The organism is Sphingomonas sp. NFR15 (assembly GCF_900103265.1).
In the GTDB taxonomy this organism is placed as follows: domain Bacteria; phylum Pseudomonadota; class Alphaproteobacteria; order Sphingomonadales; family Sphingomonadaceae; genus Sphingomonas; species Sphingomonas pollutisoli.
In genome coordinates this window covers 262,175-287,451 of record NZ_FMWX01000007.1, presented here as the reverse complement: position 1 = coordinate 287,451, position 25,277 = coordinate 262,175, and the positions used below count along the sequence as shown (strand labels likewise).

Genomic DNA, 25,277 nt, shown 5'->3' with positions numbered 1-25,277 from the left:
TCCACGCTCGGGAACTCGAGCACGACGACACCGTCGGGCGCGGGGCCTTCGAGCGCATCGGCCGCGCCGTAGAAGGCCAGCCGCTTGACGTCGAAGCCGTCGCTGCCGCGTTCGCGGTTCAGACGTTGATATTCCGCCATTTCCGCTTCGTCATGAACGGGTTCGTCGCGGATGAAGATCAAATAGGCTGCCATTTGCGTCTCTCGTTCCTACGGTGAGCGGGCAGTCGGGTTCAGTTCGCAGGCCGGGCCTTCATCGCCTCGATCAGCTTCTTGACCTCCTGGCTGCGGCCGCGTGGCAGGACCAGCACATCGGTGCCGCTGGCGACCACGATCAGATCATCGACGCCGACCAGCGCGACGCGCATGCCATCGGTTCGCACCAGGCAATTGGTCGTGTCGATCGCGATCACCTCGCCGGCGGCACCACTCGCATGCGCATTGCCCGCGGCATCGAGCTCGCTGATCGCGTGCAGCGCATCCCAACTGCCGACGTCGTTCCAGCCCATGCTGACCGGCACCACCGCGACATGCTCGGCCTTCTCCATCACCGCGTAATCGATGGAATTGTCCGGCGCAGCGGCGAATGCCTCGGCATCGGGGAAGATCCGCGCGCCCTCGCGCCGCGCCTTGGCCATCGCGAGCTGGCAGGCGGCGAGCATCTCGGGCGCATGAACGGCGAGCGCGCCGAGATAATGGTCGGCACGGAACAGGAAGATACCGCCGTTCCAGCTATGGTCGCCCGCAGCCAGCATCGCCTCGGCGCGCTCACGCGGCGGCTTCTCGACGAACTTGGCGACGCGGTGGACGCCGCCCGAAATCTCGTCGCCGACCTTGATCCAGCCATAGCCCGTCTCCGGGGCGTCCGGCGTGATGCCGAAGGTGACGAGCCAGCCCTCTGCCACCAGCGGCAGCGCGGCCTCGATCGCGGCGTGGAACGCGTCCACATCCGCGATGACGTGATCCGACGGCATCACCAGCAGCGGGTTCGCGCCTTCGGCCGCAAGCGCGGCGAGCGCGATCGCGGGCGCGGTGTTGCGGCCGGCGGGTTCGAGGATCAGCGCCTGCGCGGTGGCGCCGATGCTGTCGAGCTGCTCATCGATCATGTCGGCGTGCCGCGCGTTGGCGACCACGATCGGCGCGGTGAAATGCTCGCCGCGCGCGCGCATCGCGGTGAGCTGGAACATCGTCTCCTCGGCGGTCAGCGCGAGCATCTGCTTGGGCCGCTCGGGCCGCGACATCGGCCACAGCCGGGTTCCCGATCCTCCGGACAAGATGACAGGCGTGATCGGCGTCGAAGACGGCATCGGGGATTCTCCAGACAGGATTTCGGCGAGGTCGTTCCACGCGCGTAGCAGAATGCGTTGGGCTGCGAAATGTTGCACTGCACCAAGGCGATAAAAAGCTGTTGCTACGTTGGCAACCGCGCTCGGATGACAGATGAGGTCTTCGGCGGTCGTTGCCGCGGCGCGGCCATGATCAAGGCGGCTAGCGGCAGCTCGGTGCGCAGATGGGCCATCCCACAAGGGACCATCGCCAACCGGCTTCTTTTCCGCTCCGTTAGCCCTCAGCCTCGTAGAGCGTGGGATTGCGCATCCAATCGTTGATGGCTGACTCCCGCCAGCCGGCGCAGCGAACGGCAATACGGATTTGCCTAGGGAAGGTTCCGGCCTGGACCTTTCGATACAGCGTTGCCCGACTGAGGCCGGTGCGATCGAGCACGGTGTTAAGGCGGAGAATACGGTCAGGGCTCTCGGTCATCATTGCATGATCCTGGTTTGAGTGTGAACCAATGGGTCGCAGCGATTAGGATTGAGAGCGTTCGGCGCCGAGACAAGGGCGGTGGAGCCGAGATGCTCCGCGCGGCGCCACACAGCACCCAAGAGACCCCAAAGAGTTGGAAAAGATGACGGCGGCAGCCGTCCCGCACTCTCGCGCCGCCGAGCTCTAAGGTGCAGGCGTCACCGAGTCGTCCGTGGCGCCTCTGCACCGGAAGGGACAACAGGCGTGAAAGCGGATGCCGCTGATTTGCCATGAATCACCCCCCTCAACCTTGCGGAGGGTGGGCGCTACAAGGCGGCCAAAGCAGTCGGTGAAGGCGCACAGATGCGTTCGCCGCGGCTGGCGCGAAGGAGTCATCGACATGAGCCCGGGTCGGGTACCAAGTCAATTGGCGAGGGTTCGAGTCCGACTTTTTGGAGTGGACCTTGCATGGACCTCAATTCGGGTGCCGAAAAGAACATCGTCTTATATCAGGTACATAAAAGCCCTTTTCGAGTCCTGTAAGCGCACCATTTTTCAAGATTCAGCGACAGTTCAGAGCGTCGGCGGGAAGCTTGCACCGCTTTCGCGCGAGCCATCGCGCACATATGCCGCTGACTTACCCGATCCGGATCGGCCGCGCCCGGCTCAGCGCCAGAAGGAACACCGCGGCGATGAACACCGAGCCGGCGCCGAGCCCGAAAAACAGCGTCGCCGGAACGGTTCCCCAATAGCTGCCGGTCGCTCCTGCGAGCAGGCTGCCGAGAAACTTGGCGATGTACCAGGATCCCATCGCCATTGCCGCGATCCGCAGTGGAGACAGGGCGCCGACCAAAGTCAGCCCGACCGGGATGACCAGCAATTCTCCGATCGTCAGCAGGACGAAATAGCCGATCACCCATGCGGCGGAGACCGGCTGACCGGTCTCGGCGTTGAGCGCGGCGGCGATCACCATCACCACCATCGACAGCGCCGCGATCAGGCAGCCAAGGCTCATCCGCGCGAGCAGGTTCGCCGGCCCCCGATGTCTGGCGCGGTACGCCCAATACCGCATCAGGAAGGGCGTCAGCACGATGATGAGCAAGGGATTGATCGACTGGAACCAGGTCGCCGGGATTTCGAAGCGCGTGCCGAACAGCGCGACGCCGCGGTCCGTCTGCTGCGCGACCCATAAAGCGATGACGTTGCCGCTCTGCTCGTAACCGATGCGGAACAGCACCACCACGCCGACGATGGCGATCAGCAGCCGCAGATCGCCCCATTCCGCCGCCGAAAGCCCGACGGGGGCACCGGTCAGCGTCCGCACCGTGCCGCGCGGTTCGTCCGGGAGCAGATGCCGGAAGCGCAAGTAGATGACGAGGCCCGCGAACATGCCGAAGCCCGCCGCCGCGAAGCCCCAGTGCCAGCCATAGAGTTCCCCCAGTGTGCCGCACACCAGCGGCGCGAGCAGACCGCCGAGATTGATACCCATGTAATATGCGCTGAACGCCTGCGCCTGCCGCGGGTCGCCGTCGGCGTAGAGATCGCCGACCTGAACCGCGAGCGGCGGCATGAACAGCCCGTTGCCGACCGCGACCAGCGCCAGCGCCGGGAACAACAGCGCCTCGAACGCCATCGCGAAATGGCCGCACATCATCAGCAAGGCACCGGCCACCACGCTGCGGGTCCGCCCGAGCCAGCGATCGGCGACGATGCCGCCGAAGAACGGGCTGAAGAACGCCGCCGCGCCATAGGCGCCGTAGATCAGCGACGACTTGGCCTGGCCGAAGCCGAGATGCTGGGTCATGTAATAGACCAGCAGCGCCTGCAGGCCGAAATAGGAGAATTCGGCCCACATCTGCGTCATGAACAACACGGTCAGACCGGGCGGATGCCCGAACAGGGTTCGCCCCTTCGCGGGAGGCGCCCCCGCCGTCACCGTGCCGAGCGGCGCGTTCAAAAGTTCAGGCTCGGCGTCAGGGTGCGCATGTCGAACATCAGCCACACCAGGAACAGCATCGCCACCGCGACAACGACCGACCATAGCAGCGCCACGATACGCCTTTGTGGCGCGCGCGCGATCGACACGGCGTTCCAGACCGCGAACGCCGTGCCGACGATCGCCGCCAGCGACAGCAACTGCAGCAGCCGCATCCAGATATCGAGACGCCCGTCGAAATAGGCGACGTCACTGCTCAGCGCGCTGAGCATTCCCATCCAGCCGACGGCGATGACCAGCATGATCCAGGCGGTGAGCGCGGTCGTGCGGCGCAGCACCAATGGCCTTCCCGACAGCGGCGAGCGATAGCCGTAACGCCGGCGGGCGAGCGCAACGATCGGCCAGTTCAGCGCAACCACCAGCATCACCGCCAGCGCGGCGAGCAGCACCGGCACGATCCACACCGCGTTCATGCCCGTGCTTGCCGGCACGAACAGGAAGATCGGGGCGAAACCCTGCGGCGCGAACGCGAGTACGCGACCGTCGCGCACCTTGGCGCCGAGCCGATCGGAGCCGCCGACCTCCTGCCATTGCCACGGCGCCACTTCGCGCCAGCGCTTCGGCACCCCGGCCGGATCGGTCAGCGCCGAGACCGTGATCGTGCCGTCCGCGTTCAGCGCCACGGTCGGCTGGCCGATCAGATTCGCGATGCGCAGCCAATTGGTCGTCGAACCGCGACTGCTGACATAATTGCCCGCCATCGCGCGGCCATGTTCGGCCGCGGTGTCGAGTGTCGGCTGCGCGGCAGGCTTGGCGGGGAAGTAACGGTCGGTGAAACTGTCGAACACGCGCTGGCGCAGGACGTGCGCGGCGCCGTCCTTACCCGCGCTGTTGAACGACATGTACAGCCCTACGCCCTTGTCGAGATAGAGGTGCAGGTCGGAGTGGAACCAGTCGGTATCACCGCCGTGGCCGATGATGTTCAGCCCGTTCCGATCTTCGTGATAGAAGCCGAGCGCCATACCCGGCATGCCCGGGATCGGCGTGTTGGCGGTGGCGTACATCAGCCGGGCGGTCTTCGCGTCGAGCAACGGATTCGCCGACGAGAGATGGGCGATCATGAACTTCGCCATGTCCGCGCCGGTCGCGGACAGCGCACCCGCCGGCGATAGCGGAATGATCTCATAAGGCTTGGGATCGTCGGACGCGGTGACATAGCCTTTCGACAGCAGCGGCGCGAGATCGGCCGGCAGGGGCTGTACGAAACTCGACCGGGTCATGCCGAGCGGCGCGAAGATGTGGCGCTGCACATAGGCCTCGAACGCCTCGCCGGAGACGCGCTGGACGATATACCCCGCCAGCGACGCACCGTAATTCGAATAGGCCGGCATGGTGCCGGGCGCGTAGATGCGCGCGGGGATCGAGCGTTTGAGCGCGACATCCAGCGGACGATTGTCGCGCGGATCGGTCGCGATCAGATATTTCGCGGTCTCCTCGAATCCGCCGGTATGCGTCATCAAATTGCGCAGCGTGACCGGCTTGCCGTACGCGGCCGGAATCTTGAAATCGAGATAGGTGTTGATGTCGCGGTCGAGGTCGAGTTTGCCCGCCTGGACCTGCTGCATCACCGCGGTCCAGGTGAACAGCTTCGAGATCGAGCCCGGGCGGAACAGCGTGGTGTCGGGATCGACCCGTTTGCCCGCCTTGCGGTCGGCATAGCCATAGCCGCGCTCGGTCACGACCTGCCCGTCCTTCACCACCACCACGACAGCGCCAGCGATGTTGCCGGTGTCGAGACCGTACGGGAACAGCCCGTCGAGCCAGGCGTCGACATCGGCCTTGGTCAGCGCCGGCACGCCGGTCGCCGCCGTCGCGGCGGGGGCGGTTTGGGTCGCCGCCGCCGGCTTCGCGGGAACGAGGGTCGCGGGTACCTGCGCGGCGATCGGCCCTCCGATCAACAGCAGGGACGGCATGACCAGCCCGAGCAAGCGGGCAACGGCTTGGGTGAGTTGCTTGCGCATCAGAATTCGAATCCCGCTGTGAGGCCGATCGTTCGTGGGCGGATGAGCGCGACGTCGCTCAAGCCCGCATAGCGTGTGCCGTAGGCGCCGGCGTAGGTCTGCCCGCCGGCATTGGCGAGGTTCCTGGCATAGACGCTGAGCGTGAACGGCTTCATCTCGAGGCCGGCGCGCAGATCGATCGTCTCATAGCCATCGAGGATGAGCCGATGCCCGAACGTGGTCTGATAGCCGGTGTCGAAATCCGCCGGACGGTCACTGATCATCGCGATGGTGCCGCCGACGAACGCCTTCACCTTGCCGCCGATCGCCCAGTCGTAATCGGCGGAGAGCGTCGCGGTCCAGCGCGGCGCATAGGGCAGTTGATCGCCGTCCGCGCCGCCGACCAGGATGTCGCCCTTGAGCGCGGTGTAATTGTACGCGGCCGAACCGACGACGAGGAACCCGCGCGTCGGCCGCAGGGTCGCGGTCACTTCGCCGCCGTAGCTCTTCGCCCCCTCGCCGTTGCCGTCGGCGCTGACCGGTCCGATCGAGGTTTGGAAGGTCGTCGTGACCTGCGTGTCCTTCCAGTCGAGATAATAGACGGACGCATCCACGCCGAAGGTGCGGTCGGGGGTTTCGGCACGGACGCCGGCTTCATAGCTGATCAGCGTATCGGCGCGGAACCGTGCGGGGTAGTCCGCTGGTGCGCCGGGTGGAACGACGTTTGGGCCGCCGGGGCGATAGCCCTTGGCGACGCGCGCATATACGGCGACCCGCCGGTTGAGTTCGTAGCGCGGCGAGAATGACCACGTCCACACGCCTTCGGACGATCGCCCCAGCGAGGTTACGTCCGCGCCCTGCACCACCGCGAACGCGCCGCCGAGCGTCTGCGCGGTGTCCTGCTCATTGTGGCTGTAGCGGACTCCGCCGGTGATGTCGAAGGCATGCGTCAGATGCAGCGTGGCGCTGCCGAACCCGGCATATTCCTTATAGGTGGAATCGAGCTGTGCGACGAGGAACTGGCTGAACGGCAGGGGCGCGGCCGGAACACCGGGGCCGAGCAGATCGGCCGGGATCGTCCCCGCCTGCGGCAGAAGCGCGCCGGTCGTCGGATCGAACGGACGATAGAGTTGGAAGATGCGGCCCGGTTCGCGCGTGTAATAGCCGCCGATCAGCCACTCGAACCGGGAGGATTTGGCGGAGGTGAGCCGGATCTCCTGTGAAAACTTCTTCTGACGGATGTCGGAGGGCTGATTGGTGCCGAACGGCGTCGCCGCGCCGTAGAAAGGGCCGATGTCGCCGAGCAACGGGGTCGCATCGATGTCTTCGTGCTGGCGCAGCGTGGCGTAACTCGTGATCGACGTCAGGCTCACCGGCCCGAAATCATAAGCGACCGTCCCCGAATAAAGCCGGTAATCGACGCGGTTTCCTTCCCGCAGCGTCTGGTAGCGCAGCAGGCCCTTGCCCGGTTCGCCGGTGAACGGATCGGCGGTGATCGGCTTGAGCGTCGCCGGATCGACATCGACGGTGTCGCGTCCGTGCGCGCGGATATTCTGCGCGAGCGCGGTCAACCGGATCGAAAACCGCTCGCTGGGCCGGAACAGCAGCGACGCCCGCCCACCGTAATTCGCAGTGTGGTTTATGTCCGAGGCGCGGATGCCGACACTGTCGATATAGCCTGGAATCTCGCGATAAAAGCCGCTCGCGCGCACCGCCAGCGTATCGCTCAGCGGCACGTTGACGACGCCGTTCCCCGACCAGCCGACGCCGCCGCCATCTACGGTCTCGACGCCCCCCTGCCCCCGCACCGAAATCCGGTCGAATTTGGGCTCGGCGGTGACGTATTTGACGAGGCCGCCGAGCGAATTGGCGCCGTACAGCGTGCCCTGCGGCCCGCGCAGCACTTCGATCCGCTCGATGTCGAAGGGATCGATATCGCCGGCCAGATGCGCGGCGTTGGTTTGGCCCGTGCTCGATCCAAACGGCGTGTCGTCGATATAGACCGCCACGGTCGGGCTCGAGCCGCCGGTGTTGATGCCGCGCAGGATGATGCGGCTCTCGCCAGCGTTCTGCTGCTGGATGCCCAGCCCGGGCACAAGCGACGCATAATCGATCAGGCTGGTGGCGTGGCGCTGTTCGAGCACGTCGCCCGACACGACCGAGATCGACTGCGGGATTTCGATCAGCGTTTGCGCCCGCTTCTGCGCGGTGACGACGATATCGTCGATGGTGTCGGAATCGGCAGCCGTCCGATCAATGACCAGCGGCGGACTCGCTTGCTGCGCGTACGCGCCCGAGGCGGTGAGCAACGCCGCGGAGGACAGCCAGCACGCTCTCGCTCGAAATCCGGACGTCATCGCCATACTCCCCTGGATTTGGCCGCATCATGCCGCATGTTTCATTTAAAGCAACATTTTTCTCCTGCGCGCACGACAGTTCCCCACATCCAGGCTTTGCGCTAGGCTGCGCGCGGAGAAGCAATGACGAAACCGGCCCCCATTCCCCATCCCGGCCGCGTGCTGCGCGCCGCCCGCCTCGAAAAAGGGCTGACGCTGAGGGCGCTCGCGGCACGTCTCGACATGCCTTTTTCGACGCTGTCGAAGCTCGAGAACGGCAAGATGGCGATGACCTACGACAAGCTCGTGCGGTTGGCGCAGGGGCTGGAAATCGACATCGCCGGCCTCATCGCCGCCGCGGCTCCCGAGGAGAAGCCCCCTGCCGCGCTGGGCCGCCGCAGCGTCGCGCGCGCCGGAGATCGCCAGGGTGCCACGACGGACCGCTACGCCCATCTCTACCCGGCCGGTGATTTGCTCGACAAGATGATGGTGCCGATCATCATCGATGTGAAGGCGTGCAGCGTTGAGGAGATCGGCGGGCTCGTCCGGCATTCGGGCGAGGAATATCTCTACGTCCTTTCGGGCACGATGGAATTGCACTCCGACTTATACGCTCCGCTGCGGCTGAGCGCGGGCGACTCGGTCTATTTCGATAGCGGGATGGCGCATTGCTACGTCCGGGTCGGCGAATCGCCCTGCCGCGTGCTGTCGGTCTGCGCGGGACCGGGCATGCAGCGCTTCGCCACGCTCGCCCGACAGAGCGCGAGCGCCGACGAAGCGGAAAAATCGGCCGGCCACTGAAACGCTGTTTCTTATATTGAAACATAGCTGCATCCGTGGGATGGAACGGCCATGACCAGCGCCCTCATCCTCGCTCACCGCCGCGACGCCATGCTGTTTCGCGAGCCGTTCCGGATCTCCGGCTATCTGTTCGAATCGATGCCGGCGGTGATCGCGACAGTGTCGGACGGCACCTTCACCGGACGCGGCGAGGCGGCGGGCGTCTATTACCTTGGCGACGATCCCGATCATATCGAACGCGAACTCGAACGATGCCGAAGCGCGGTGGAGACGGGGATCGACCGGCAGGCGCTCCGCACGCTGCTGCCGCCGGGGGGCGCCCGGAACGCGCTCGATTGCGCGCTATGGGAACTCGAATCGCTTCGGACGGGTACCCCCGTCTGGCGGCTCGCCGGCGTTTCTGCGCCGCTGCCGCGCGTTACCACCTTCACGCTGCCGGCGGAGGATCCCGCGGAAATCCTTCGCCGCCTTGCCGGCTTTCCGATGGTGGCGGCGCTCAAGCTCAAGCTCGACGGCGATCTTGCCGCGGATGCCGAGCGCGTTCGCGCGGTGCGCGCCGCGCGGCCGGACGTCTGGCTCGGCGTGGACGCCAATCAGGGCTATGGCGCGACGGACCTGGATGCGCTGGCGGCGATGCTGGTCGACCAGGACGTGTCGCTGCTCGAACAGCCGGTGCCACGCGGGGCGGAGGCGCTGCTCGAGGGTTGGCGGTCGCCCGTTCCGGTCGCCGCCGACGAAAGCATCCTCGACTTGGCCGAACTCGAAACGCGCCACCATCTCTTCCAGGTTCTCAACATCAAGCTCGATAAATGCGGCGGCTTGACCGAGGCGCTGATGATGGTGGAGCGCGCGCGTCACCTCGGTCTCAAGGTCATGGTCGGCAACATGGCTGGCGCAACGCTCTCGGCCGCGCCCGCTTTCGTCCTCGCCCAGCTCTGCGACATCGTCGACCTCGACGGCCCGTGGTTCGTGGCGGACGATCCGCTCGCCGAGGGACTCTATGAGGATGGCAAAATCATGGTGCCGGAACGCCTCTGGGGCGCTGGCTGATCGCCGCCGGCGCGTTCGATGCGTCAGCCAAGCGCGAGACGCACGCCGAGCGCCGCGACCAGAGCCAACGGCATCGTCACCGCGCCGACCTTGAGGAACGCGCGGAACCCGACATCCTCCCCCTCGCGCCGGATCACCTGAAGCCACAAGATCGTCGCGAGCGACCCCGTCACCGACAGATTGGGGCCGAGATCGACCCCGATCAGCAGGGCGTCCGTGACGACGGCGGGTGGATGCGCCTGCGCCACCGCCGTGCTGGCGATCAGCCCGGCCGGCAGGTTGTTCATGAGGTTCGAGGCCAGCGCCACGATCGCGCCCGAGGCCGCGGCGCCGCCGCGTGGATCGCCCGTGGTCCCGCGAAGCGCGGCCGCGACCAGCCCGATCACACCGGTACGGTCGAGCGCTTCGACCAGCACGAACAGTCCCGCGACCAGCGGCAGCACGCCCCACGACACCCCGCGCACCAGGATCATCGGTGAGCGGCGGGCGAGCCCCGACACGCTCGCGGCCGTGACGATTCCGGCGAGTGCTGCGGGCAGGCCGAGTTGCCGGTCGAGCGCCGAGACCGTCACGAGGAGCGCGGCCGTCGACAGGATGCCGGCCGCGGCGACTTTCCCGCCGATCGACAGCGCCGGCCGCGCGACGTCGCTCTCGCAATCGCCCGCCAGCCGTTCGCGCTCGATCACGCGCAGCGCGACGAACGTCACCGCGACCGACGCGAGCGAGGGCAGCGCGAACGATCGCAGCCACTGCGCCAGCGGCGGCATATGTCCGCCGTATAGAACGAGATTGGCCGGGTTCGAGATCGGCAACACGAAGCTCGCGGCATTGGCAATCAGCGCGCAGGCGAACAGCAGCGGCAACGGGTCCGCCTTCGCCTTCCTGGCGGCGGCGAATACGGCCGGGGTCAACACCACGGCCGTCGCGTCGTTGGACATGAAGGTCGTGACGACGACGCCGGTCCCATAGACCAGGGCGAACAGCCGCGCGCGTGATCGCCCGGCGTGGTTGACCGCCGTCGCCGCCACCCAGTGGAACACGCCATGTTCGCGCGCGGCTTCGCTGAGCAGCATCATGCCGATCAGGAACAGATAGACATCCAGCCCCTTGGCAACGGCCATGCCCGCCGCCGCCGCCGGCATCAGCCCGAGCAGGATCAGCAGCGCCGCGCCCGCCAACGCCCAGATCCACTCGGGCCAGCGCATCGGACGCGCGATCACGCCCGCCGTGGCGAGGCCCGCGATCGCCCAGGTCGTGAACGTCCCCACCGTCATCGATCGCGACCGTGCTTTCGAGGGACGTTCATCGTGCGGCGGCCGCCCGCATGCCGGAACAGGCCGGGCGCAGCGTGCCGGCGAAGCCGAGCCACAACGCGAGGCTGGCGAAGGCGAAGCTGCCGAGAATGAAGAACGCGGCGTGATAGCCGAGAAGCTGCGCGAGCCATCCGCCGATCGCTGGCGACAGGCTCGCGCCGATCCCCTGAACGGTCATCACCGCGCCCTGCCCGACGTTCACGCGCCCGGTACCGTCGAGGAGACAGGCGACGAGGCCGGGCACGGCGACGCTCTGCAGGCCGGCGCCGATCCCGTCGAGCGCCTGCACCGGCCACACGCCCCAATGTTCGATGAACGATCCCGCGAGGAACCCGCGCAGCGGCAACGCTGCGAACGAGATCAGCAGCACCAGCCAATAGCCGCGCCCGGCGGCGACCTTCATCGCGACGAGGCTCGCGACGATCATCACCGCCTGCGCAACCATCACCGTCGTCGCCGTGAACATCGCCGCATTTCCCTTGCCCGCCCCGACCACCGCCATGCCATAGAGCGGCAGCATCGCACCATTGCCGAGGTGGAAGCAGGCCAATGCGGCGGCGAGGATCAGCATCGGCCTGTTGCCGAGCAGAGTCCTGAAGCCCTCGGCCTGGCCGCGATGCGTGCCGTCGCCATCCTTCTCCGTCTCGAGCCCACGCGCCGCGCGGTGATCGATCGCGCGCTCGGGGATCGAAAGCACGGTGACGATCGCGAGCACGCCGAAAGCGGCGGCGAGATAGAAGATCGCCGGCATCCCATATTTCCAGCCGAGCCAGCCGGACAATCCCGCGCCGACCATGTTCCCGGCGTGGTTCCAGGCCTGGTTGCGGCCGTTCTGAGCGTTGAAGCCGCTCTGCCGCACGACGCCGAGCGTCATGCCGGTGACGGCGGGGCCGATCGCCGCGCCGGCGACCGCCGTCGCCACCTGGCTTACCGTCACCACCGCCCAGGAATGCGACCATAAGATCAGGAACGACGCCAGCACCGTGCAGATGCCTGTGATGACGACGACCCAACGTTTCTTCTCGGTATGATCGATGAAGGCGCCCGCCGGGACGGTCATGACCATGCCGGCCACGCCGCCGATCGTCATCACCGTTCCGATCGGGCCGGTCGCCCAGCCACGCTGCTGGAGAAACACGCCGAGGAACGGGCCGATCCCTGCCTGCATGTCGGCCATGAAGAAGTTGAGCGCCTGAAGCGCCCCGGTCGCGCGCTTCCGCTCCGCTCCCGCGGACCCTTGCGGGGTGCCGATTCGCGAAAAGGCCGTCGCCGTCATGCTCTTCCCCCTGCTGGTCAGCGCCCAACTCCGGGGATGGGGGAAATATCCGGTCCGAACCTTATCTCGATCAATTTTGGCAAGGCCCACCTTGCCATTTGCAGCCGCCCCGTTCGATCGGCTGCGCCGCTATTCGGGCGACAGCGCAGACGGAACGCGGTACGGGAACGCTAACGACAAGACAAATCAGGAGAGGGTTCATGAGACCGAGGATCCACTGGAGCGCCGTATTGGTAGCGCTCGCGCTGCCGGCATCGGCGATCGCGCGGGCGCCGGCGCGCCCGCCGCTCGCCAGCGTGTCGCACATCGCGGTCTATTCGAGCGACGTCGCAAAAAGCGAGCGGTTCTACGTCCATGATCTGGGGGCGGTGAAACTGCCCGATCCCGAAGACACGACGGGCGCACGCTATCATTTCGCACCCACCCAGTTCGTCGAGGTGCTGCCGCTGCCACCCGGCTATCGCTCGATCAACCGGCTCGCGCATATCGCGTTCGATACGCCCGACGCCGAGGGTATGCGAAAATACCTCTCGGCGAAGGGCGTCAAGGTTCCCGCGCGGCTCACCACCGCGCCCGACGGCGGCCGCTGGTTCGCCGTGACCGATCCGGAGGGAACGACGGTTCAATTCATGCAGCCGCCGGCGACGCCGCCCGCCGTGCCGGCCAACCCGCTGTCGAGCCATGTCATGCACGCCGGCTTCGTCATCCACAATCGCCCGAACGAGGACAGGTTCTACAAACAGATCCTCGGGTTCAAGCCCTATTGGGAAGGCGGGATGCGCGACGATCACCCGACCTGGATCTCGCTCCAGCTTCCCGACGGGCGCGACTGGATCGAATATATGGTGATCGGCACCCCGGACGCCACCGGCATCCCCGCCGACATGAGCGCGGCGAATTTGGGCGTGCTCAACCATTTCGCGCTCGGCGTGCCCGATATCCGCGCGGCCTATACCTTGCTGTGGAACGGCGAACGGCTCGACGGCCAGCAACAGACGCCCAAGATCGGCCGCGACGCCAAATGGCAGCTCAACCTGCTCGATCCCGACGGCACCCGCGCCGAGATCATGGAGTTGCACGCCATCGGCAAGCCCTGCTGCTCGCCGTTCGTGGCGGCGGACCCGGAGAAATGAGGGCCGGAACGCGCATTCGGCTGATCGCCCTCGCCGCCCTCGCCGTGCCGGTATCGGCGCAGGAACACGCCGATGTGCCGGGCAGTTCGCTTCAGAACAGTCCGCCCGGCGCGCCGATCGCGCCCGATTGGGCCTATCCGCAATCGACCACACACACGCAAGTCGGCCCCCCGCCCGGCTTCCACCGCGACAGCCGCGTCGAGGCCACGCCGGTCGGCGTGTTCGAGGGGCAAGCCGATGTCGGCGCGGCGGTCGCGCCCGGCAGCGCGAGCTTCGCGAACGGCACCTACACGATCCACTCGGCGGGCTATAACGTCTGGTACACGCGCGACGAATTCCGCTTTCTGTTCAAAAAGATGTCGGGCGATGTCTCGATGGCGGCGGACATCGCCTATCCGGCGGGCGGGTTCGGCGACCACAAGGCGCTGCTGGTGATCCGCCAGTCGCTGGAAGACGATGCCAAGGAGGCGTTCGTCGCGCTGCACGGTGACGGCATGATCCACCTCGCGCAGCGCGCCGCCCCCGGCAAGCGGATCAGCGACATGGAATATCGCATCGGCAGCCGTGGCGGGTTGCCGGGTGGCAAGTCGCCCGACAGCCTGGTGACGCTGCACGTCAAGCGCATCGGCATCGAGAAGCGCGGCGACCAGTTTACGCTCTGGGTGAGCGAGCAAGGCGAGCCGATGCACCAATATGGCGCGCCGATCACGCTCTCCGTTGCGGCAACCTTCTACGTCGGGATCGGCTTCGCCTCGCACCTTCCGGGCGTGGTCGAGACGGCGACGCTGTCGAACGTCGCGCTGGAGAACCGCGCCGGGCGAGTACGCTGAGGCACGCCCGATCTCGGCTCAGCGGCGGGGATTGTCTTCGTTATGAAGCACCTGATCGAGCGCGCGGAGTGTGGCCGCGCGCAGCGGCCGCGCGTTCTTCAGGCCCGCCGGGCGGAACCACAGTGCCGTTCGTCCACCCGCATAGGGCGCCCAGCGCGGCAGGCCGGGGCCGTTCGGATCGCCGTTTCGCATGAAGGTAACCCAGTAACGCTGCATCACGCCGGCCAGCGCGGTGTCCGCCGCGGTCCAGCGCCGTGCCGGATCGTGATTGCCCCAGACATAATCGAGCTCGTCGGAATGCACCGCGCCGTCGCTGCGCGATCCGTCCGCGCGAGGCGGCGGATTGTCGAACTGATACAGGAACACCGGCGCCGTCCCTCCGATCGCGCGCGCCTCGGCGATGCTCCAGCTCCGCCAGCCGAAGCTGATATCGCTCATCAGGTTCCGCGCGGCGCGCGGCGCCGTCGCATCGCTGTTCGCGGGATACAGCCGCAACAGTTCGGGCGCGATGACCGGATAGGTTTGGCGGGTGTCGGCGAGGTAGTCGGCCAGCGTGCCGCCATCCCGGAAGCGCGCCGCTTCGTTGCTGTTCCAGCCGAGCAGGACCGGCACGCCGGCATCGCGGCGGCTCCGATAGGCTGCCGTGATGTCCAGGGGCACGATCTTGCCGTCGCGGATCGGCGCGGTGGCGATGCGCGGCGCGACCGTCGCGATCAGCGCCGCCGCCGGCATCGCGCGAAGCTGCGCGATCGTGCCGGCGTGAAGCCGCTGCGCAAACGCCACGCCGGCCTGCTCGGCCGAGGCGAGGCCGACGTCGCTCCCTGCCCCCGGTATGCCAAGCGCCGCGCCGCTTTCGAAGATCGCTTTGCGGAACAGCCCGCGCGCCAGCGGAGACACCGTCACCAGCATCGCCGAGCCGCCGCCCGCCGACTGGCCCGACACGGTCACGTTCGCCGGATCTCCTCCGAATTTGGCGATGTTCGCGCGCACCCAGCGCAGCGCCGCGATCTGATCGAGCAGCCCGTAATTGCCCGACCTGGCGTAAGGTGATTCCTTGCTCAGCGCCGGATGCGCTAGATAGCCGAACACGCCGAGCCGATAGTTGATGGTGACGATCACCACGCCCTGCCGCGCCAGCGTGGAGCCTTCATAGGTCCGCTGCGAGCCGGCGCCGGCGGTGTATCCGCCGCCATGAAACCACACCAGCACCGGCAGGCGGGCAACGGTCGCCATGCGCGGGGTCCACACGTTCAGCGTGAGGCAATCCTCGCTCGTGCGATCGAGATCATGCCCGGCCCATCCCACCGGCGCCTGTGGACATACCGGCCCGAACGCGGTCGCCGCCCGCACGCCGGGCCAAGTGCGTGGCGGCTGCGGCGCGCGCCAGCGCAGGTCGCCCACGGGGGGCGCGGCATAGGGGATCGCCTTGAACACCGACACCCCTCGCGTCGTGGTGCCCTCCAGCCGGCCTTGCGCGATGTTCACGACCGGGGCGGCCGATGCGGCGGAGCCGACGAAGCCAGCCAGCAGAGTCAGCAAGCGCACCTTCATCGGTCGATCTCTCCATTTCGCGGCGTGCGGCGCCCGCATGCCATCCGTTGCGACGAGCTTGCCCCAGCAGACACATTCACGCCAGAGATTTCAGAGGCTTAGCACGGCAAATCGACCGTTATCCCGGCAGGCGTTGCCATCGCGGCCGTCCTCGCCGATGATGCGGCATGACGCCACACTCCGTCCCCGACACCGCCCGCGAAGCGCGGATCACAACCGACCCACGCTACCGCGCGCTGGTGCGTGACCGACAACGCTTCTCCTGGACGCTGACGGCGATCACCGTGATCGTCTATACCAGCTTCATTTCGCTGATCGCGTTCGACAAGCCGCTGATGGCACAACCCATCGCCGGCGGCGCGACCAGCATCGCGGTCGTGCTCGGCGTGGCGATGCTGGTGGGAACGGTCGTGATCTGCGCGGTATATGTCTGGCGCGCCAACGGCAGCTACGACGCGCGGCTCGCCGCCTTGTTGGAGAGTATCGCGTGACGGCGCGGCTCGCACGGGGCGCCCTCGCGTTCGCGCTGCTCGGCTGGGCCTCGGTCGCGAACGCGGCGCTCTCGGGCGCGGTGGTGGCGCGATCGACCAACTGGACGGCGATCCTGATGTTCCTCGGCTTCGTCGGGATCACCTTGTGGGTCACCGCCGCCGCCGCGCGACGCACGCGCACCGTATCCGATTTCTACACCGGCGGCGGCATCACCGGCTTCCAGAACGGGCTAGCGATGGCGGGCGACTATTGCTCGGCGGCGTCGTTCCTCGGTATCACCTCGCAGATTTTCAACGACGGCTATGACGGGCTGATCTACGCGATCGGCTTCCTCGTCGGCTGGCCGATCGTGCTGTTCCTCGTCGCGGAGAAGCTTCGCAACCTCGGCCGCTTCACCTTCGCCGATGTCGCCTCATACCGTTTCCTGCAAGGGCCGGTGCGCAGCTTCTCGGCGGTGAGCACGTTGCTGGTCGTGTCCTTCTACCTGATCGCGCAGATGGTCGGCGCGGGGCAGTTGATCCAGTTGCTGTTCGGCCTGCCCTATCTCTACGCGATCATCGTCGTGGGCGGGCTGATGATGGTTTACGTGTTGTTCGGCGGCATGCGCGCGACCTCCTGGGTGCAGATCATCAAGGCGGTGATGCTGTTGTGCGGCGCGACCTTCCTCGTGCTCGGCGTGATGTCGCACGTCGGCTTCTCGTTCGAGACGCTGTTCGCGCGCGCGGTCGCGGTGAAAACCCGGCTCGCGCTGGAAACCGGGCTGTCGCCGGCCGACGCCGCAGCGAAAGGCCGCGCGATCATGGGGCCGGGCGGGTTCATCAAAGACCCGATCTCGGCATTGTCGTTCGGCTTTGCGCTGATGCTCGGCACGGCGGGTCTGCCGCATATCCTGATGCGCTTCTTCACCGTTCCCGACGCGCGCGAGGCGCGCAAGTCGATCCTGTGGGCGACGGTGTGGATCGGCTATTTCTACGCGCTGACCTTCATCCTGGGCTTCGGCGCGATCGTGCTGATCTCGTTCAACCCGGCCTATGTCGATGGCGCGGGCGCGCTGCTCGGCGGCAACAACATGGCGGTGATGCACCTCGCCCATGCGATCGGCGGCAACCTGTTCCTCGGATTCATCTCCGCGGTCGCGTTCGCGACGATCCTCGCGGTGGTCGCCGGGCTGACGCTGTCGGCCGCCTCGGCGATCTCGCACGACATCTACGCCAGCGTTATCCGGAAGGGGCATGCCGAGCCGGCCAAGGAGCTGCGCGTGTCGCGGATCACCACCGTGCTGCTTGGCATCGCCGCCATCATCCTCGGCATCATCTTCCAGAAGCAGAACGTCGCATTCATGGTCAGCCTCGCGTTCGCGCTGGCGGCGTCGGGCAATTTCCCGGTGCTGGTGATGTCGCTGCTGTGGAAGGGCTGCACAACGCAAGGAGCCGCCTGGGGCGGCGCGATCGGGCTGCTCAGCGCGTTCGGGCTGACCGTGCTGTCACCGGTGATCTGGGTCGCGGTGTTCGGGTTCGAACACGCGATCTTCCCGTACAGCTCGCCCGCGCTGTTTTCGGTGCCGGCCGGCTTCGTTGCGATCTGGCTGATCTCGACGCTCGATCGCTCGCCGCGCGCCGCGATCGACCGCGCCGGCTACCCGGCGCAGCGCGTGCGCTCCGAGACGGGCATCGACGTCCACCGCCCGGCGGATCACTGAGCACGCTAGACGCGACGATCAGGCGGTGGCGTCGATCGCTGCCGCCGCCACCGATCGCTGACAGCCACTCGATCGAAGACATGATCGCCGAGCCAAAGCAGCGCGCTGCCGAGGCTGCCGCATAGGAAGCCGATCGCGGCCAGTGCGAGCCGAGGCGCGGCGGCATCGACCCGCGCCACCGCGCCGATCGCGAAATACGCCGCCAGACAGCCCGCAACCCCGCCGCCCCGCACCGCCAGCGCACGCGCGTGGAGAAGGCGCGTCATGCGAGGTCGACGATCGGTCGCGGTCATCGATGCGGGCGCGCGGCACGCCGGCGCGCGCGGATCGCCGAGGCGAGCAGGCGGTGACGGCTGCGCTCGATCCGGACCAGCAGCGCGACACGCTTGCCCTGGAGCATCAGCACGATCGCAAAAATGGCGAGTACGAAGCGAACCACGCCATCCACCCCGCCGTTGCTCTGGCGATCGACCAGCGCATTCGCGCACGCGAGTCCGAACAGGACAGCGCCGCCGCAGCGCCACGCGAGATCACGGCGAGTCATCAGCGCGCTCCGCACCGCGCCGGCGCATCGGTGATGATCCGATGGGCAGCGGCGGCGACGGCGCGGACCACGACCGGCTGCTCGATCCCGGCGGCGTGGCCATGCCAGAGCAGGATGTCCGCCGGGAAGTCGTGCTCGGCGACGAGCGCGGTCATCAGGTCTGCGGTCTCGAAGCTGATGCCGATCGCCGGATCGATCAGCGCGGCGGCGGCGGCGCGGGCGCGGCCGATCAGCGCCGGCACGCCATCGACGCCGCGCGCCTCGATCGCGGTGAAGCCGAGCGCGCGGGCGTGACGGACCGCGTGCAGCAGCACGCTGCCGGCGCCGCAGTCCATGTCGAGGATGCGGATGCTGTGGCGGTTGGCGTGCCGCAGCTCGGCGAGCGCGGCGAGCACTGCAGGCCAGCGCGCGTCCTCGCAGACCGGCGGCGGCGCGAGGCGTGCGGCGCGCCGACCGCTGTCCTGAACCAGCCAGTGCCCGGCGGCATCCTGCCCGACCTGGCGAGTCTCAGGGTCGGGCTCCGGCGTGCAAACCAACGCCACGGCGATGTTCCTCATGCTGTTGCTGAGCGAAGACGCACGACGCCGCCGGACACCGTGGAAACAGCGCGATGAAGGCGGGCGCTCGGTCATGCGTGCAACGAATTATGCGTCGCCGCATAGCAATTCGAGAGCGATTCCGGGCCGCGCCATAGCATTTGCGTAAGGATTGCAGATTCCCTCGCGTCGCCGCCGGGAGCCGGTGCGCACGTCTCGCGTTGTTGCAGCATGGAAATGAAACCGCTGCCGCGCGAGGCCACGCTGATCGTCAACACGCATTCGCGCAAAGGGCAGGATCTCTACGATGCCGCGCGTACCAAGCTCGCGGCGGCGGGCGTGACGCTCCTCGCGACGCACGCCATCGAGGAGCCGAAGGAACTCGCCGCGGTCACGCGCGCGGCGGTGGCGAAGGGCACGCCGATGGTGATCGTGGGCGGCGGCGACGGCACTTTGGCAGGCGTGGTCGATGAACTGGTCGGCAAGGATTGCGTGTTCGGCGTTCTTCCGCTCGGTACGGCGAACAGCTTCGCGCGCTCGCTCGATCTGCCGCTCGACCTCGATGCCGCGATACATGTGATCGCCACGGGTCGCAGGAAGCGAGTCGATCTCGGCATGATCGACCAGGATTATTTCGTGAACGGCGCGTCGATCGGCCTGTCGACGATGATCGGCGAGACGGTGCCGCACAAGCTCAAGAAATATGCCGGTCGTGCCGGCTATCTGGCCTGGGCACTCAAGTCCGCAGTGAGCTTCAAGGCGTTCCGGCTGGAACTCGACGACGGTTCCCGGACGCACAGGCTGTGGGCGACCGACGTCCGCATCCTGAACGGCACGCACCACGGCGGTGTGGAGCTTTCGGACAAAGGCGGGGTGGTTTCACGCGACCTGTTGATTCAGGCCGTCGTGGGGGAGAGCAAGCTGGCGCTGGCGCAGGACTGGTTCGCCAAATTCTTCAAGCTGCGCAATCGGGACGCATGCAGCCGGGATTTCCGGGGCAAGTGCTTCCGCATCACGACGCGGCCGCCACAACGCATCTCGATCGACGGCGAAGTCCTCGCCTGCACCCCCATCGTGGCGAAGGTCGCCCCGGCCGCGATCGAAGTGGCCGTGGCCGCCTCCTGATCCTCAGCGCGGATAGCCGCGCCACAGCCATTCGAGCGCGCCGGGCAAGGTCTGTGCGATCACGTCGCCATCGACATGCACCGCGCCGGCGGCGGTCACGTACCGATAGTCATACCGTTTGGCGCGGAGCGCCGCCGCCATGCGATCATTGGCCATCGGCCAATTGTGATAGGTGGTTTCCGGGTCTTGCCAGTGCAGGTCGCGCTCGCCCACCTCCATCCAGATGCGGATCGGCTTCGCCGGCGCCGCCGGGATCAGCCGGTCATGATAATCCCAGGCACCGTGCGGTGTCGTGGGATCGGCGGGCGACGCCTGATTCACGAACGTTCCCGAATAGGACAGCACCTTGCCGAACCACTCGGGATGGAACCAGGCCATCGTGAATGCGGCCGCAGCACCCGAGCTGCCGCCCATCGCCGCGCGGCCGGCAGGATCGTCGGTGAAGCGAACGCCGTAGAGGTGTTCCACACGCGGCAGCACCTCGGTCTGGACGAACCGCGCGTAACGGTCCGACACGGTATCATATTCCAGCCCGCGCTCGGACCCTTGCGCGTCGCCACCGCCGGACTGGATCATCACCGCCACCATCGCGGGCACGCGATGCCGCGCGATCAAGCCGTCGAGCGCCGCCGCCACCCGTGCCGCATAGTCGCGCCCGTCCTGCACCACCAGCAGCGGCGCCTTGGTGCCCGGCCGATACCCGGCGGGAACATAGACGAAAACCTCGCGTCGATACGGCGCCGGTTCGGACTGCGCCGCTTCGGGCGCGGCGAGCCGGTTGCCATATGGGTCGCGCCGGCGCGTCGCCTCGGTGTCGCGCTGGCGAATGCCCGGATAGATCCGGCTCTCGCGCGAGGTCATGATGAAACTTCGCAACGTTCCCTTGGACTCGCCCGCGCGTGCCGTCATTTCCGGCGCATCCCGATAGGGTGGCGCGATATGAACGTCATCGGCTCGCGCTGGGCCAGCGGCAGCGAGCATCATGGCGATCAGGGTCGACGATCGGGTCCGCATGCATCTCTCCGCTTCTTCGCCCGTTAATCTTGGGTCTGAACACGGATTTGCGCGATTTCGCGCCCGGTGCCAACGCCGAAGTCGGCGCGCGCCTACGGCGTTCCGCCCGTTCCGCCGATCACGCCCTGCGCGCCGGTCGGCTGCGCGCCGATCCATTGCACCTGCTGCGGCATGGTGCCCAGCTCGATGCCGGCTTCCGGCAGCTTGGTAAGCAGTTCGAACCAGATGTCACTGCGCGTCGGATACACCGCGCGTGGCGAGTTCACATAGGCGAAGCTGTTGAAATTGATGCGGCCATCGACGAGCGAGTCGATGAACAGCACCGGCTTGGGATCGTCTAGCACCGCCGGCTGCGCGTCGTAGATCGCCATCAGCATCGCGCGCACCTGCGCGATGTCGCTCCCCATCGGCACCGAGAATTGCAACTGGATCCGCCCGATCGGATCGGACAGCGTCTTGTTGACGATCGACTTGGTGATGAGCTCGGAATTGGGCACGATCAGGGTCGAGCGGTCGGCGATCTGGATTTCGGTGGCGCGCACGCTGATCCGCTTCACGTCGCCCTCCTGATCGCCGATCCGCACCCAGTCACCGATCTTCACCGGGCGCTCGGCGAGCAGGATCAGGCCGGAGACGAAATTCTGCGTGATCGCCTGCAGACCGAAGCCGATGCCGACCGACAGCGCCGAGAGCAGCAGCGCGATCCGCTCCACGCCTATGCCGAGCGATGCCAGCGACCACAGCACGACGAGGATCAGCCCGATATAGCGCGCGACCATCGCGATCGAGTTGCGCGCGCCCGCGTCGAGCTCGGTCGCCGGCAAATAACGCGTGGTCAGCCACTTCTGGATGCCGCGCATCACGAACAGCCCCACCGCGAGCACCGCCGCCGCGCGCAGGATCGCACTCGGCGAGATCGTCACCTGGCCGATCGTGATACCCTGCGCGATCCGGCTGATCTGCCCGAACAGAGTCGGGATGTCCGATCCGAACGGAAACAGCACGAGGCCCATCGCCAGCAGGATCATCACCAGCCGGAGCAGCGCGGACAGGGCCACACCGAACTGGTCGATCAGGCTGCGGCGCACCCCGAAACCGTGATGGACCGCGTCGGCGAGCTTGCCGTCGCGGCGGAACACCGTCGAACAAATGTCGTCGATGCCCACCAACAGCAGATATAATGCCGCCGCGACCACCGCGATCCAGACCGTGAACCGCGCGAGGAAATAGGCAAACGCCACATATCCGGTGGCGAGCGACACCGCGGATACCGCCAGCACCACCCAGGTGGTGAGCGAGAGGAAGGCGACGATCGACTGATCGCCACGCTCCTCGTCCGCCGTCCGCGCTGCGGTCGCGCGCATGCGCGCGCCGGTCAGCAGGATGCCGAGCACGAGCATGAGATAGAGGACCGTGGCGAAGGCTTCGGTCACCGCCTGCACCGGGCCGCTCGCGCCCACGCCGCTGCGCACCGCGAGCAGCAGCACGCTCAGCATCGTCACCGCCGCCGCCGCGAAAGTCCACGGGCGCAGGCGGTTGGCGCTTTCGTCGGTGAGATCGACCAAACGCCACGATGCCTGGCGGCGCTGGAGCAGCGCGCCGCCCAGCGCCGCGATCAGCGCGGCGACGAAGCTGGTCTGTTCGAAGTTCGCGGCCAGCTTGTCCCAGGCCGGCGCGATCATGCCGCCCGCGCGCAGCCCGCTCACCACCGCGACCGAAGCCAGCCACGGCACCAGCGTGCCAACGAACGTAAGCCACAGCGCGAGACCCGAACGTCGGATCCGATTGCCGGGCACCCGCTCGATGACGTAGCGCCGCCCCGCCGCGCGCAGCCCGATCCGCACCGGCCAGATCAGCGCGATGCCGACGATCAGGCCGAACAGCGCCGCCGGCAGGCCACCGCGCAGCGCGCGGGTCCTGATCGCGTCGGCCTCGGCGCCGACGAAGGCGCTCAGCCGCCGCCCGTCACGCGGGAGCGAGCGAATCAAAGGCCCCCAGAAATCCGGCGTCAGCGGCGAGGCGACCTGCACCGACATCCGCTCCGAAAAGGCTTCGGTGCGGCTGCGGCCGATCTCGGCGGAAAGCTGATCCGCCTCGGTGCCGAGCAACTTGCCGCGCTTGATCGCCGAATCGACGACCGAGCGCTGGCGGGTGAGCAACTTGCGCTGCGCCTGGATGTCCGGCGTCTCGATCACGCCGGGCGTGACCGGCCCGAGCTGCGCGACGCGCGCGTCGATGAGCTGGAGCTGTGCCGACAGCGCGGCGACCTGCATCGCGCTATCCTGCTTCACCGCGATCGCCCGGTCCTGCAACGCCTCGGCCTCGACCGGATCGGTATGGCCGTTGAAGGCGGAATCGACCGCGTCGAATTCGCGACCGTCATTGTCGAGCGCGCGGGTGGCGGCGATGATCGGATCGACATCCTGCGCGACGGCGGGGGTGATCGCCAGCAGCATGGACAGCAGCGGCACGAGGAAGCGCGAAATCATGCCGCTCCCTATCGCCTGCCAAACGCCAAGCCCAGATGGAACGCGCATCGCGTTATGGCTCGATCCGCGCCGATCCGGTAGGCGGTGCGGTGACGCGTGTGATGGAGGTGCCTGATGTCCGACGATTACGCGCATGGCCAGCGGGACGGCCTGCGCCTCGCGCTCGCGATCCTGGCGGCGGAGGAGGCCAAATGGGCCGCTTTGCTCGGCGAAAGCCGGTCGTGGCGCACCAACGCGATCCGCGATGTGCGACACAAGACGCTGCAGGTCGCGCAGAAACGGGTCCAGACCGCGCTCAACCGCCTGACACCCAAGGGCGGTACCGAGATCGACGTCGAACTCGCGTCCGCACTTGAGAAGGTCGGCCTCTGAGACCGGGCATGATAAAGGGGCGGGGAATGTCGCATCCCCCGCCCCTTCCAGGCACACCAAGCCGGACGGCTTAGAAGTGCGTGATGACGCCCATCATCGGGCGGAAGCTGTGGAAATCGCCATAGGTGTTGACCTCCGCGCGGATACGGAAGCCCGCGTTGCCGGTGATGCCCTTCAGGCCGATGTCCTTGGGGCCGAACTCGGTGCCGATCCCGTAGGTCATGTCGTTATAGTTCTTCTTGTTCCGGTTGCCGGTCGAATAGGTCGAATAATGGTCGAAATCGACCCACTGATAGCCGACCTTGCCGTAGAACATGCCGCTATCGCCGGCGCGGACACCGAAGCGGCCGGCGGCGCCATATTCCCAGTCGATGTTGCCGGAAACGCCCTTGGCGACGCTACCTTCCACACCGACGAACACCGGCCCGAGCGGAACGTTGACGCCCGCGACGCCCTGCACCAGCGCGCCGGCGAGGCGATAGTTGTTCCGCAGCGAACCATTGGCGTTCAGCGCGCGCGGGATGCCGTGATTCGGCTCGTTGTCGAACTGCTCCCAGCCGCCCATCACGCCGACATACGGCTCGATCCCGAACGCCTTGGTGCCGTCGGGCGCGGTCTCGGTCCCGGCCGGAGCCGCCGTATCCTGAGCGACAGCCGGAGCGGCTGCGAAGACGGCCAGAGCGGCGGCGGCGAGTTTAAGTTTCAGCATCTTTATGACCTTTTAATCTGACACGTCGGGCTGGCCGCCGAGGCGTCCGGTGTCCCGAGGCCCACTGAACTAGGTTCGACCGCGGTTGTTGCACTGCAACGGCGATTAATCGGCAACCGCCGAATTTGTCACATTTCTGCAACGGTTTCTTGCGGCAGGATGAACGAAAGGCGGCGACTTTGTGGCCTGCGTACGCTCAGGCGCCTCAGGACGAAAGTGTGGCGCAGAGACCGGATGCCGGTTTCGGCCGGCAAGCAACGCATTGGAACACGCAACCCCCGGCGTCCGCCCGCCGTTCCAGCAGCAACAGGAACTTTGCGTTATTCCAA

Annotated in this window: 23 protein-coding genes; 8 read left to right on the top strand and 15 right to left on the bottom strand. The window is 67.1% G+C overall.

Going from position 1 to position 25,277, the window contains the following annotated elements; genetic code table 11:
- From BLS81_RS16465 to BLS81_RS16440, 6 genes are all read right to left on the bottom strand, one after another.
- Positions 1 to 194 (bottom strand): DUF1330 domain-containing protein (locus BLS81_RS16465; protein ID WP_143023378.1); only part of this gene is annotated, 194 nt, incomplete at its 3' end.
- A gap of 38 nt (positions 195 to 232) precedes the next feature.
- A complete protein-coding gene (locus BLS81_RS16460) occupies positions 233 to 1,306 on the bottom strand; it encodes a mannose-1-phosphate guanylyltransferase/mannose-6-phosphate isomerase (protein WP_093225463.1) in 1,074 nt (357 codons plus the stop codon).
- Between the two features lie 253 nt (positions 1,307 to 1,559).
- Positions 1,560 to 1,763, bottom strand: a complete 204-nt coding sequence (locus BLS81_RS16455) for a helix-turn-helix transcriptional regulator (RefSeq protein ID WP_093225462.1) — start codon at positions 1,761 to 1,763, stop codon at positions 1,560 to 1,562.
- 616 nt (positions 1,764 to 2,379) lie between these two features.
- The gene (locus BLS81_RS16450) at positions 2,380 to 3,699 is read right to left on the bottom strand and encodes a peptide MFS transporter (protein ID WP_256326301.1); all 1,320 of its coding nucleotides are present in this window, start codon (positions 3,697 to 3,699) and stop codon (positions 2,380 to 2,382) included.
- Positions 3,696 to 5,699 carry a serine hydrolase domain-containing protein gene (locus BLS81_RS16445; protein WP_093225460.1) on the bottom strand — a complete coding sequence of 668 codons (2,004 nt, stop codon included), beginning with the start codon at positions 5,697 to 5,699 and terminating at the stop codon, positions 3,696 to 3,698. The genes BLS81_RS16450 and BLS81_RS16445 overlap by 4 nt, the downstream gene beginning before the upstream one ends.
- The gene (locus BLS81_RS16440; protein WP_093225524.1) at positions 5,699 to 8,035 is read right to left on the bottom strand and encodes a TonB-dependent receptor; all 2,337 of its coding nucleotides are present in this window, start codon (positions 8,033 to 8,035) and stop codon (positions 5,699 to 5,701) included. The genes BLS81_RS16445 and BLS81_RS16440 overlap by 1 nt, the downstream gene beginning before the upstream one ends.
- Before the next feature lie 123 nt (positions 8,036 to 8,158).
- Between BLS81_RS16440 and BLS81_RS16435 the strand changes: the two genes are divergently transcribed.
- Together BLS81_RS16435 and BLS81_RS16430 are read left to right on the top strand one after the other, a co-directional pair.
- Positions 8,159 to 8,815 carry a helix-turn-helix domain-containing protein gene (locus BLS81_RS16435; RefSeq protein WP_093225458.1) on the top strand — a complete coding sequence of 219 codons (657 nt, stop codon included), beginning with the start codon at positions 8,159 to 8,161 and terminating at the stop codon, positions 8,813 to 8,815.
- Positions 8,816 to 8,866: 51 nt separating this feature from the next.
- Entirely contained in the window at positions 8,867 to 9,865 is a 999-nt protein-coding gene (locus BLS81_RS16430; protein WP_176787205.1) for a dipeptide epimerase, read from the top strand.
- Positions 9,866 to 9,888: 23 nt separating this feature from the next.
- Here the strand turns inward: BLS81_RS16430 and BLS81_RS16425 are convergent, their stop codons facing one another.
- Positions 9,889 to 11,139: an arsenic transporter gene (locus tag BLS81_RS16425; protein ID WP_093225457.1), complete on the bottom strand. Its 1,251-nt coding sequence runs from the start codon at positions 11,137 to 11,139 to the stop codon at positions 9,889 to 9,891.
- 28 nt (positions 11,140 to 11,167) lie between these two features.
- Positions 11,168 to 12,454 carry an MFS transporter gene (locus BLS81_RS16420; protein ID WP_093225455.1) on the bottom strand — a complete coding sequence of 429 codons (1,287 nt, stop codon included), beginning with the start codon at positions 12,452 to 12,454 and terminating at the stop codon, positions 11,168 to 11,170.
- A 200-nt stretch (positions 12,455 to 12,654) separates the two neighbouring features.
- Here BLS81_RS16420 and BLS81_RS16415 point away from each other — a divergent pair, with 200 nt between their 5' ends.
- Together BLS81_RS16415 and BLS81_RS20980 are read left to right on the top strand one after the other, a co-directional pair.
- Positions 12,655 to 13,587 (top strand): VOC family protein, encoded by a 933-nt coding sequence (locus tag BLS81_RS16415; RefSeq protein WP_093225454.1) that lies wholly within the window; start codon positions 12,655 to 12,657, stop codon positions 13,585 to 13,587.
- Positions 13,584 to 14,417 carry a hypothetical protein gene (locus tag BLS81_RS20980; RefSeq protein ID WP_218123139.1) on the top strand — a complete coding sequence of 278 codons (834 nt, stop codon included), beginning with the start codon at positions 13,584 to 13,586 and terminating at the stop codon, positions 14,415 to 14,417. The genes BLS81_RS16415 and BLS81_RS20980 overlap by 4 nt, the downstream gene beginning before the upstream one ends.
- An 18-nt stretch (positions 14,418 to 14,435) precedes the next feature.
- Here BLS81_RS20980 and BLS81_RS16405 read toward each other — a convergent pair whose 3' ends face one another.
- Positions 14,436 to 15,968: a carboxylesterase/lipase family protein gene (locus tag BLS81_RS16405; RefSeq protein ID WP_176787204.1), complete on the bottom strand. Its 1,533-nt coding sequence runs from the start codon at positions 15,966 to 15,968 to the stop codon at positions 14,436 to 14,438.
- 167 nt (positions 15,969 to 16,135) lie between these two features.
- Here BLS81_RS16405 and BLS81_RS16400 point away from each other — a divergent pair, with 167 nt between their 5' ends.
- Positions 16,136 to 16,459 carry a DUF485 domain-containing protein gene (locus tag BLS81_RS16400; protein ID WP_093225451.1) on the top strand — a complete coding sequence of 108 codons (324 nt, stop codon included), beginning with the start codon at positions 16,136 to 16,138 and terminating at the stop codon, positions 16,457 to 16,459.
- Complete coding sequence (locus BLS81_RS16395; protein ID WP_093225449.1) at positions 16,456 to 18,159, top strand: cation acetate symporter; 1,704 nt, start codon at positions 16,456 to 16,458, stop codon at positions 18,157 to 18,159. Before BLS81_RS16400 ends, BLS81_RS16395 begins: the two co-directional genes overlap by 4 nt.
- 5 nt (positions 18,160 to 18,164) lie before the next feature.
- Here the strand turns inward: BLS81_RS16395 and BLS81_RS16390 are convergent, their stop codons facing one another.
- From BLS81_RS16390 to BLS81_RS16380, 3 genes are read right to left on the bottom strand one after another with little or no spacing between them, the layout of a single operon-like run.
- Complete coding sequence (locus tag BLS81_RS16390) at positions 18,165 to 18,425, bottom strand: hypothetical protein (protein ID WP_143023377.1); 261 nt, start codon at positions 18,423 to 18,425, stop codon at positions 18,165 to 18,167.
- Positions 18,426 to 18,448: 23 nt separating this feature from the next.
- Entirely contained in the window at positions 18,449 to 18,703 is a 255-nt protein-coding gene (locus BLS81_RS16385) for a hypothetical protein (RefSeq protein ID WP_143023376.1), read from the bottom strand.
- On the bottom strand, positions 18,703 to 19,260 hold the full coding sequence (locus BLS81_RS16380; RefSeq protein WP_093225445.1) for a hypothetical protein: 558 nt from the start codon (positions 19,258 to 19,260) through the stop codon (positions 18,703 to 18,705). The genes BLS81_RS16385 and BLS81_RS16380 overlap by 1 nt, the downstream gene beginning before the upstream one ends.
- A 210-nt stretch (positions 19,261 to 19,470) precedes the next feature.
- Here BLS81_RS16380 and BLS81_RS16375 point away from each other — a divergent pair, with 210 nt between their 5' ends.
- Positions 19,471 to 20,364, top strand: coding sequence for a diacylglycerol kinase family protein (locus BLS81_RS16375; RefSeq protein WP_093225443.1), 894 nt, complete (start codon positions 19,471 to 19,473; stop codon positions 20,362 to 20,364).
- Positions 20,365 to 20,367: 3 nt separating this feature from the next.
- On the opposite strand, the gene BLS81_RS16370 is transcribed toward BLS81_RS16375, so the two are convergent.
- A complete protein-coding gene (locus BLS81_RS16370) occupies positions 20,368 to 21,273 on the bottom strand; it encodes an alpha/beta hydrolase (RefSeq protein ID WP_176787203.1) in 906 nt (301 codons plus the stop codon).
- A 197-nt stretch (positions 21,274 to 21,470) separates the two neighbouring features.
- The gene (locus BLS81_RS16365) at positions 21,471 to 23,867 is read right to left on the bottom strand and encodes a DUF3772 domain-containing protein (RefSeq protein ID WP_176787202.1); all 2,397 of its coding nucleotides are present in this window, start codon (positions 23,865 to 23,867) and stop codon (positions 21,471 to 21,473) included.
- Between the two features lie 114 nt (positions 23,868 to 23,981).
- On the opposite strand from BLS81_RS16365, the gene BLS81_RS16360 reads away from it, so the two are divergent.
- Positions 23,982 to 24,239: a hypothetical protein gene (locus BLS81_RS16360; RefSeq protein WP_093225518.1), complete on the top strand. Its 258-nt coding sequence runs from the start codon at positions 23,982 to 23,984 to the stop codon at positions 24,237 to 24,239.
- Between the two features lie 70 nt (positions 24,240 to 24,309).
- Here the strand turns inward: BLS81_RS16360 and BLS81_RS16355 are convergent, their stop codons facing one another.
- The gene (locus BLS81_RS16355) at positions 24,310 to 24,948 is read right to left on the bottom strand and encodes an outer membrane protein (RefSeq protein WP_093225440.1); all 639 of its coding nucleotides are present in this window, start codon (positions 24,946 to 24,948) and stop codon (positions 24,310 to 24,312) included.
- Positions 24,949 to 25,277: the final 329 nt, after the last annotated feature.

What these genes read in the sequence shown, in the direction of transcription:
- BLS81_RS16460 (WP_093225463.1), bottom strand. Translation starts at nt 1,306, where the DNA reads ATGCCGTCTTCGACGCCGATCACGCCTGTCATCTTGTCCGGAGGATCG.
- BLS81_RS16455 (WP_093225462.1), bottom strand. Translation starts at nt 1,763, where the DNA reads ATGATGACCGAGAGCCCTGACCGTATTCTCCGCCTTAACACCGTGCTC.
- BLS81_RS16445 (WP_093225460.1), bottom strand. Translation starts at nt 5,699, where the DNA reads ATGCGCAAGCAACTCACCCAAGCCGTTGCCCGCTTGCTCGGGCTGGTC.
- BLS81_RS16440 (WP_093225524.1), bottom strand. Translation starts at nt 8,035, where the DNA reads ATGACGTCCGGATTTCGAGCGAGAGCGTGCTGGCTGTCCTCCGCGGCG.
- BLS81_RS16435 (WP_093225458.1), top strand. Translation starts at nt 8,159, where the DNA reads ATGACGAAACCGGCCCCCATTCCCCATCCCGGCCGCGTGCTGCGCGCC.
- BLS81_RS16430 (WP_176787205.1), top strand. Translation starts at nt 8,867, where the DNA reads ATGACCAGCGCCCTCATCCTCGCTCACCGCCGCGACGCCATGCTGTTT.
- BLS81_RS16425 (WP_093225457.1), bottom strand. Translation starts at nt 11,139, where the DNA reads ATGACGGTGGGGACGTTCACGACCTGGGCGATCGCGGGCCTCGCCACG.
- BLS81_RS16420 (WP_093225455.1), bottom strand. Translation starts at nt 12,454, where the DNA reads ATGACGGCGACGGCCTTTTCGCGAATCGGCACCCCGCAAGGGTCCGCG.
- BLS81_RS16415 (WP_093225454.1), top strand. Translation starts at nt 12,655, where the DNA reads ATGAGACCGAGGATCCACTGGAGCGCCGTATTGGTAGCGCTCGCGCTG.
- BLS81_RS20980 (WP_218123139.1), top strand. Translation starts at nt 13,584, where the DNA reads ATGAGGGCCGGAACGCGCATTCGGCTGATCGCCCTCGCCGCCCTCGCC.
- BLS81_RS16405 (WP_176787204.1), bottom strand. Translation starts at nt 15,968, where the DNA reads ATGAAGGTGCGCTTGCTGACTCTGCTGGCTGGCTTCGTCGGCTCCGCC.
- BLS81_RS16400 (WP_093225451.1), top strand. Translation starts at nt 16,136, where the DNA reads ATGACGCCACACTCCGTCCCCGACACCGCCCGCGAAGCGCGGATCACA.
- BLS81_RS16390 (WP_143023377.1), bottom strand. Translation starts at nt 18,425, where the DNA reads ATGACGCGCCTTCTCCACGCGCGTGCGCTGGCGGTGCGGGGCGGCGGG.
- BLS81_RS16385 (WP_143023376.1), bottom strand. Translation starts at nt 18,703, where the DNA reads ATGACTCGCCGTGATCTCGCGTGGCGCTGCGGCGGCGCTGTCCTGTTC.
- BLS81_RS16380 (WP_093225445.1), bottom strand. Translation starts at nt 19,260, where the DNA reads ATGAGGAACATCGCCGTGGCGTTGGTTTGCACGCCGGAGCCCGACCCT.
- BLS81_RS16375 (WP_093225443.1), top strand. Translation starts at nt 19,471, where the DNA reads ATGGAAATGAAACCGCTGCCGCGCGAGGCCACGCTGATCGTCAACACG.
- BLS81_RS16370 (WP_176787203.1), bottom strand. Translation starts at nt 21,273, where the DNA reads ATGACGGCACGCGCGGGCGAGTCCAAGGGAACGTTGCGAAGTTTCATC.
- BLS81_RS16365 (WP_176787202.1), bottom strand. Translation starts at nt 23,867, where the DNA reads ATGATTTCGCGCTTCCTCGTGCCGCTGCTGTCCATGCTGCTGGCGATC.
- BLS81_RS16360 (WP_093225518.1), top strand. Translation starts at nt 23,982, where the DNA reads ATGTCCGACGATTACGCGCATGGCCAGCGGGACGGCCTGCGCCTCGCG.
- BLS81_RS16355 (WP_093225440.1), bottom strand. Translation starts at nt 24,948, where the DNA reads ATGCTGAAACTTAAACTCGCCGCCGCCGCTCTGGCCGTCTTCGCAGCC.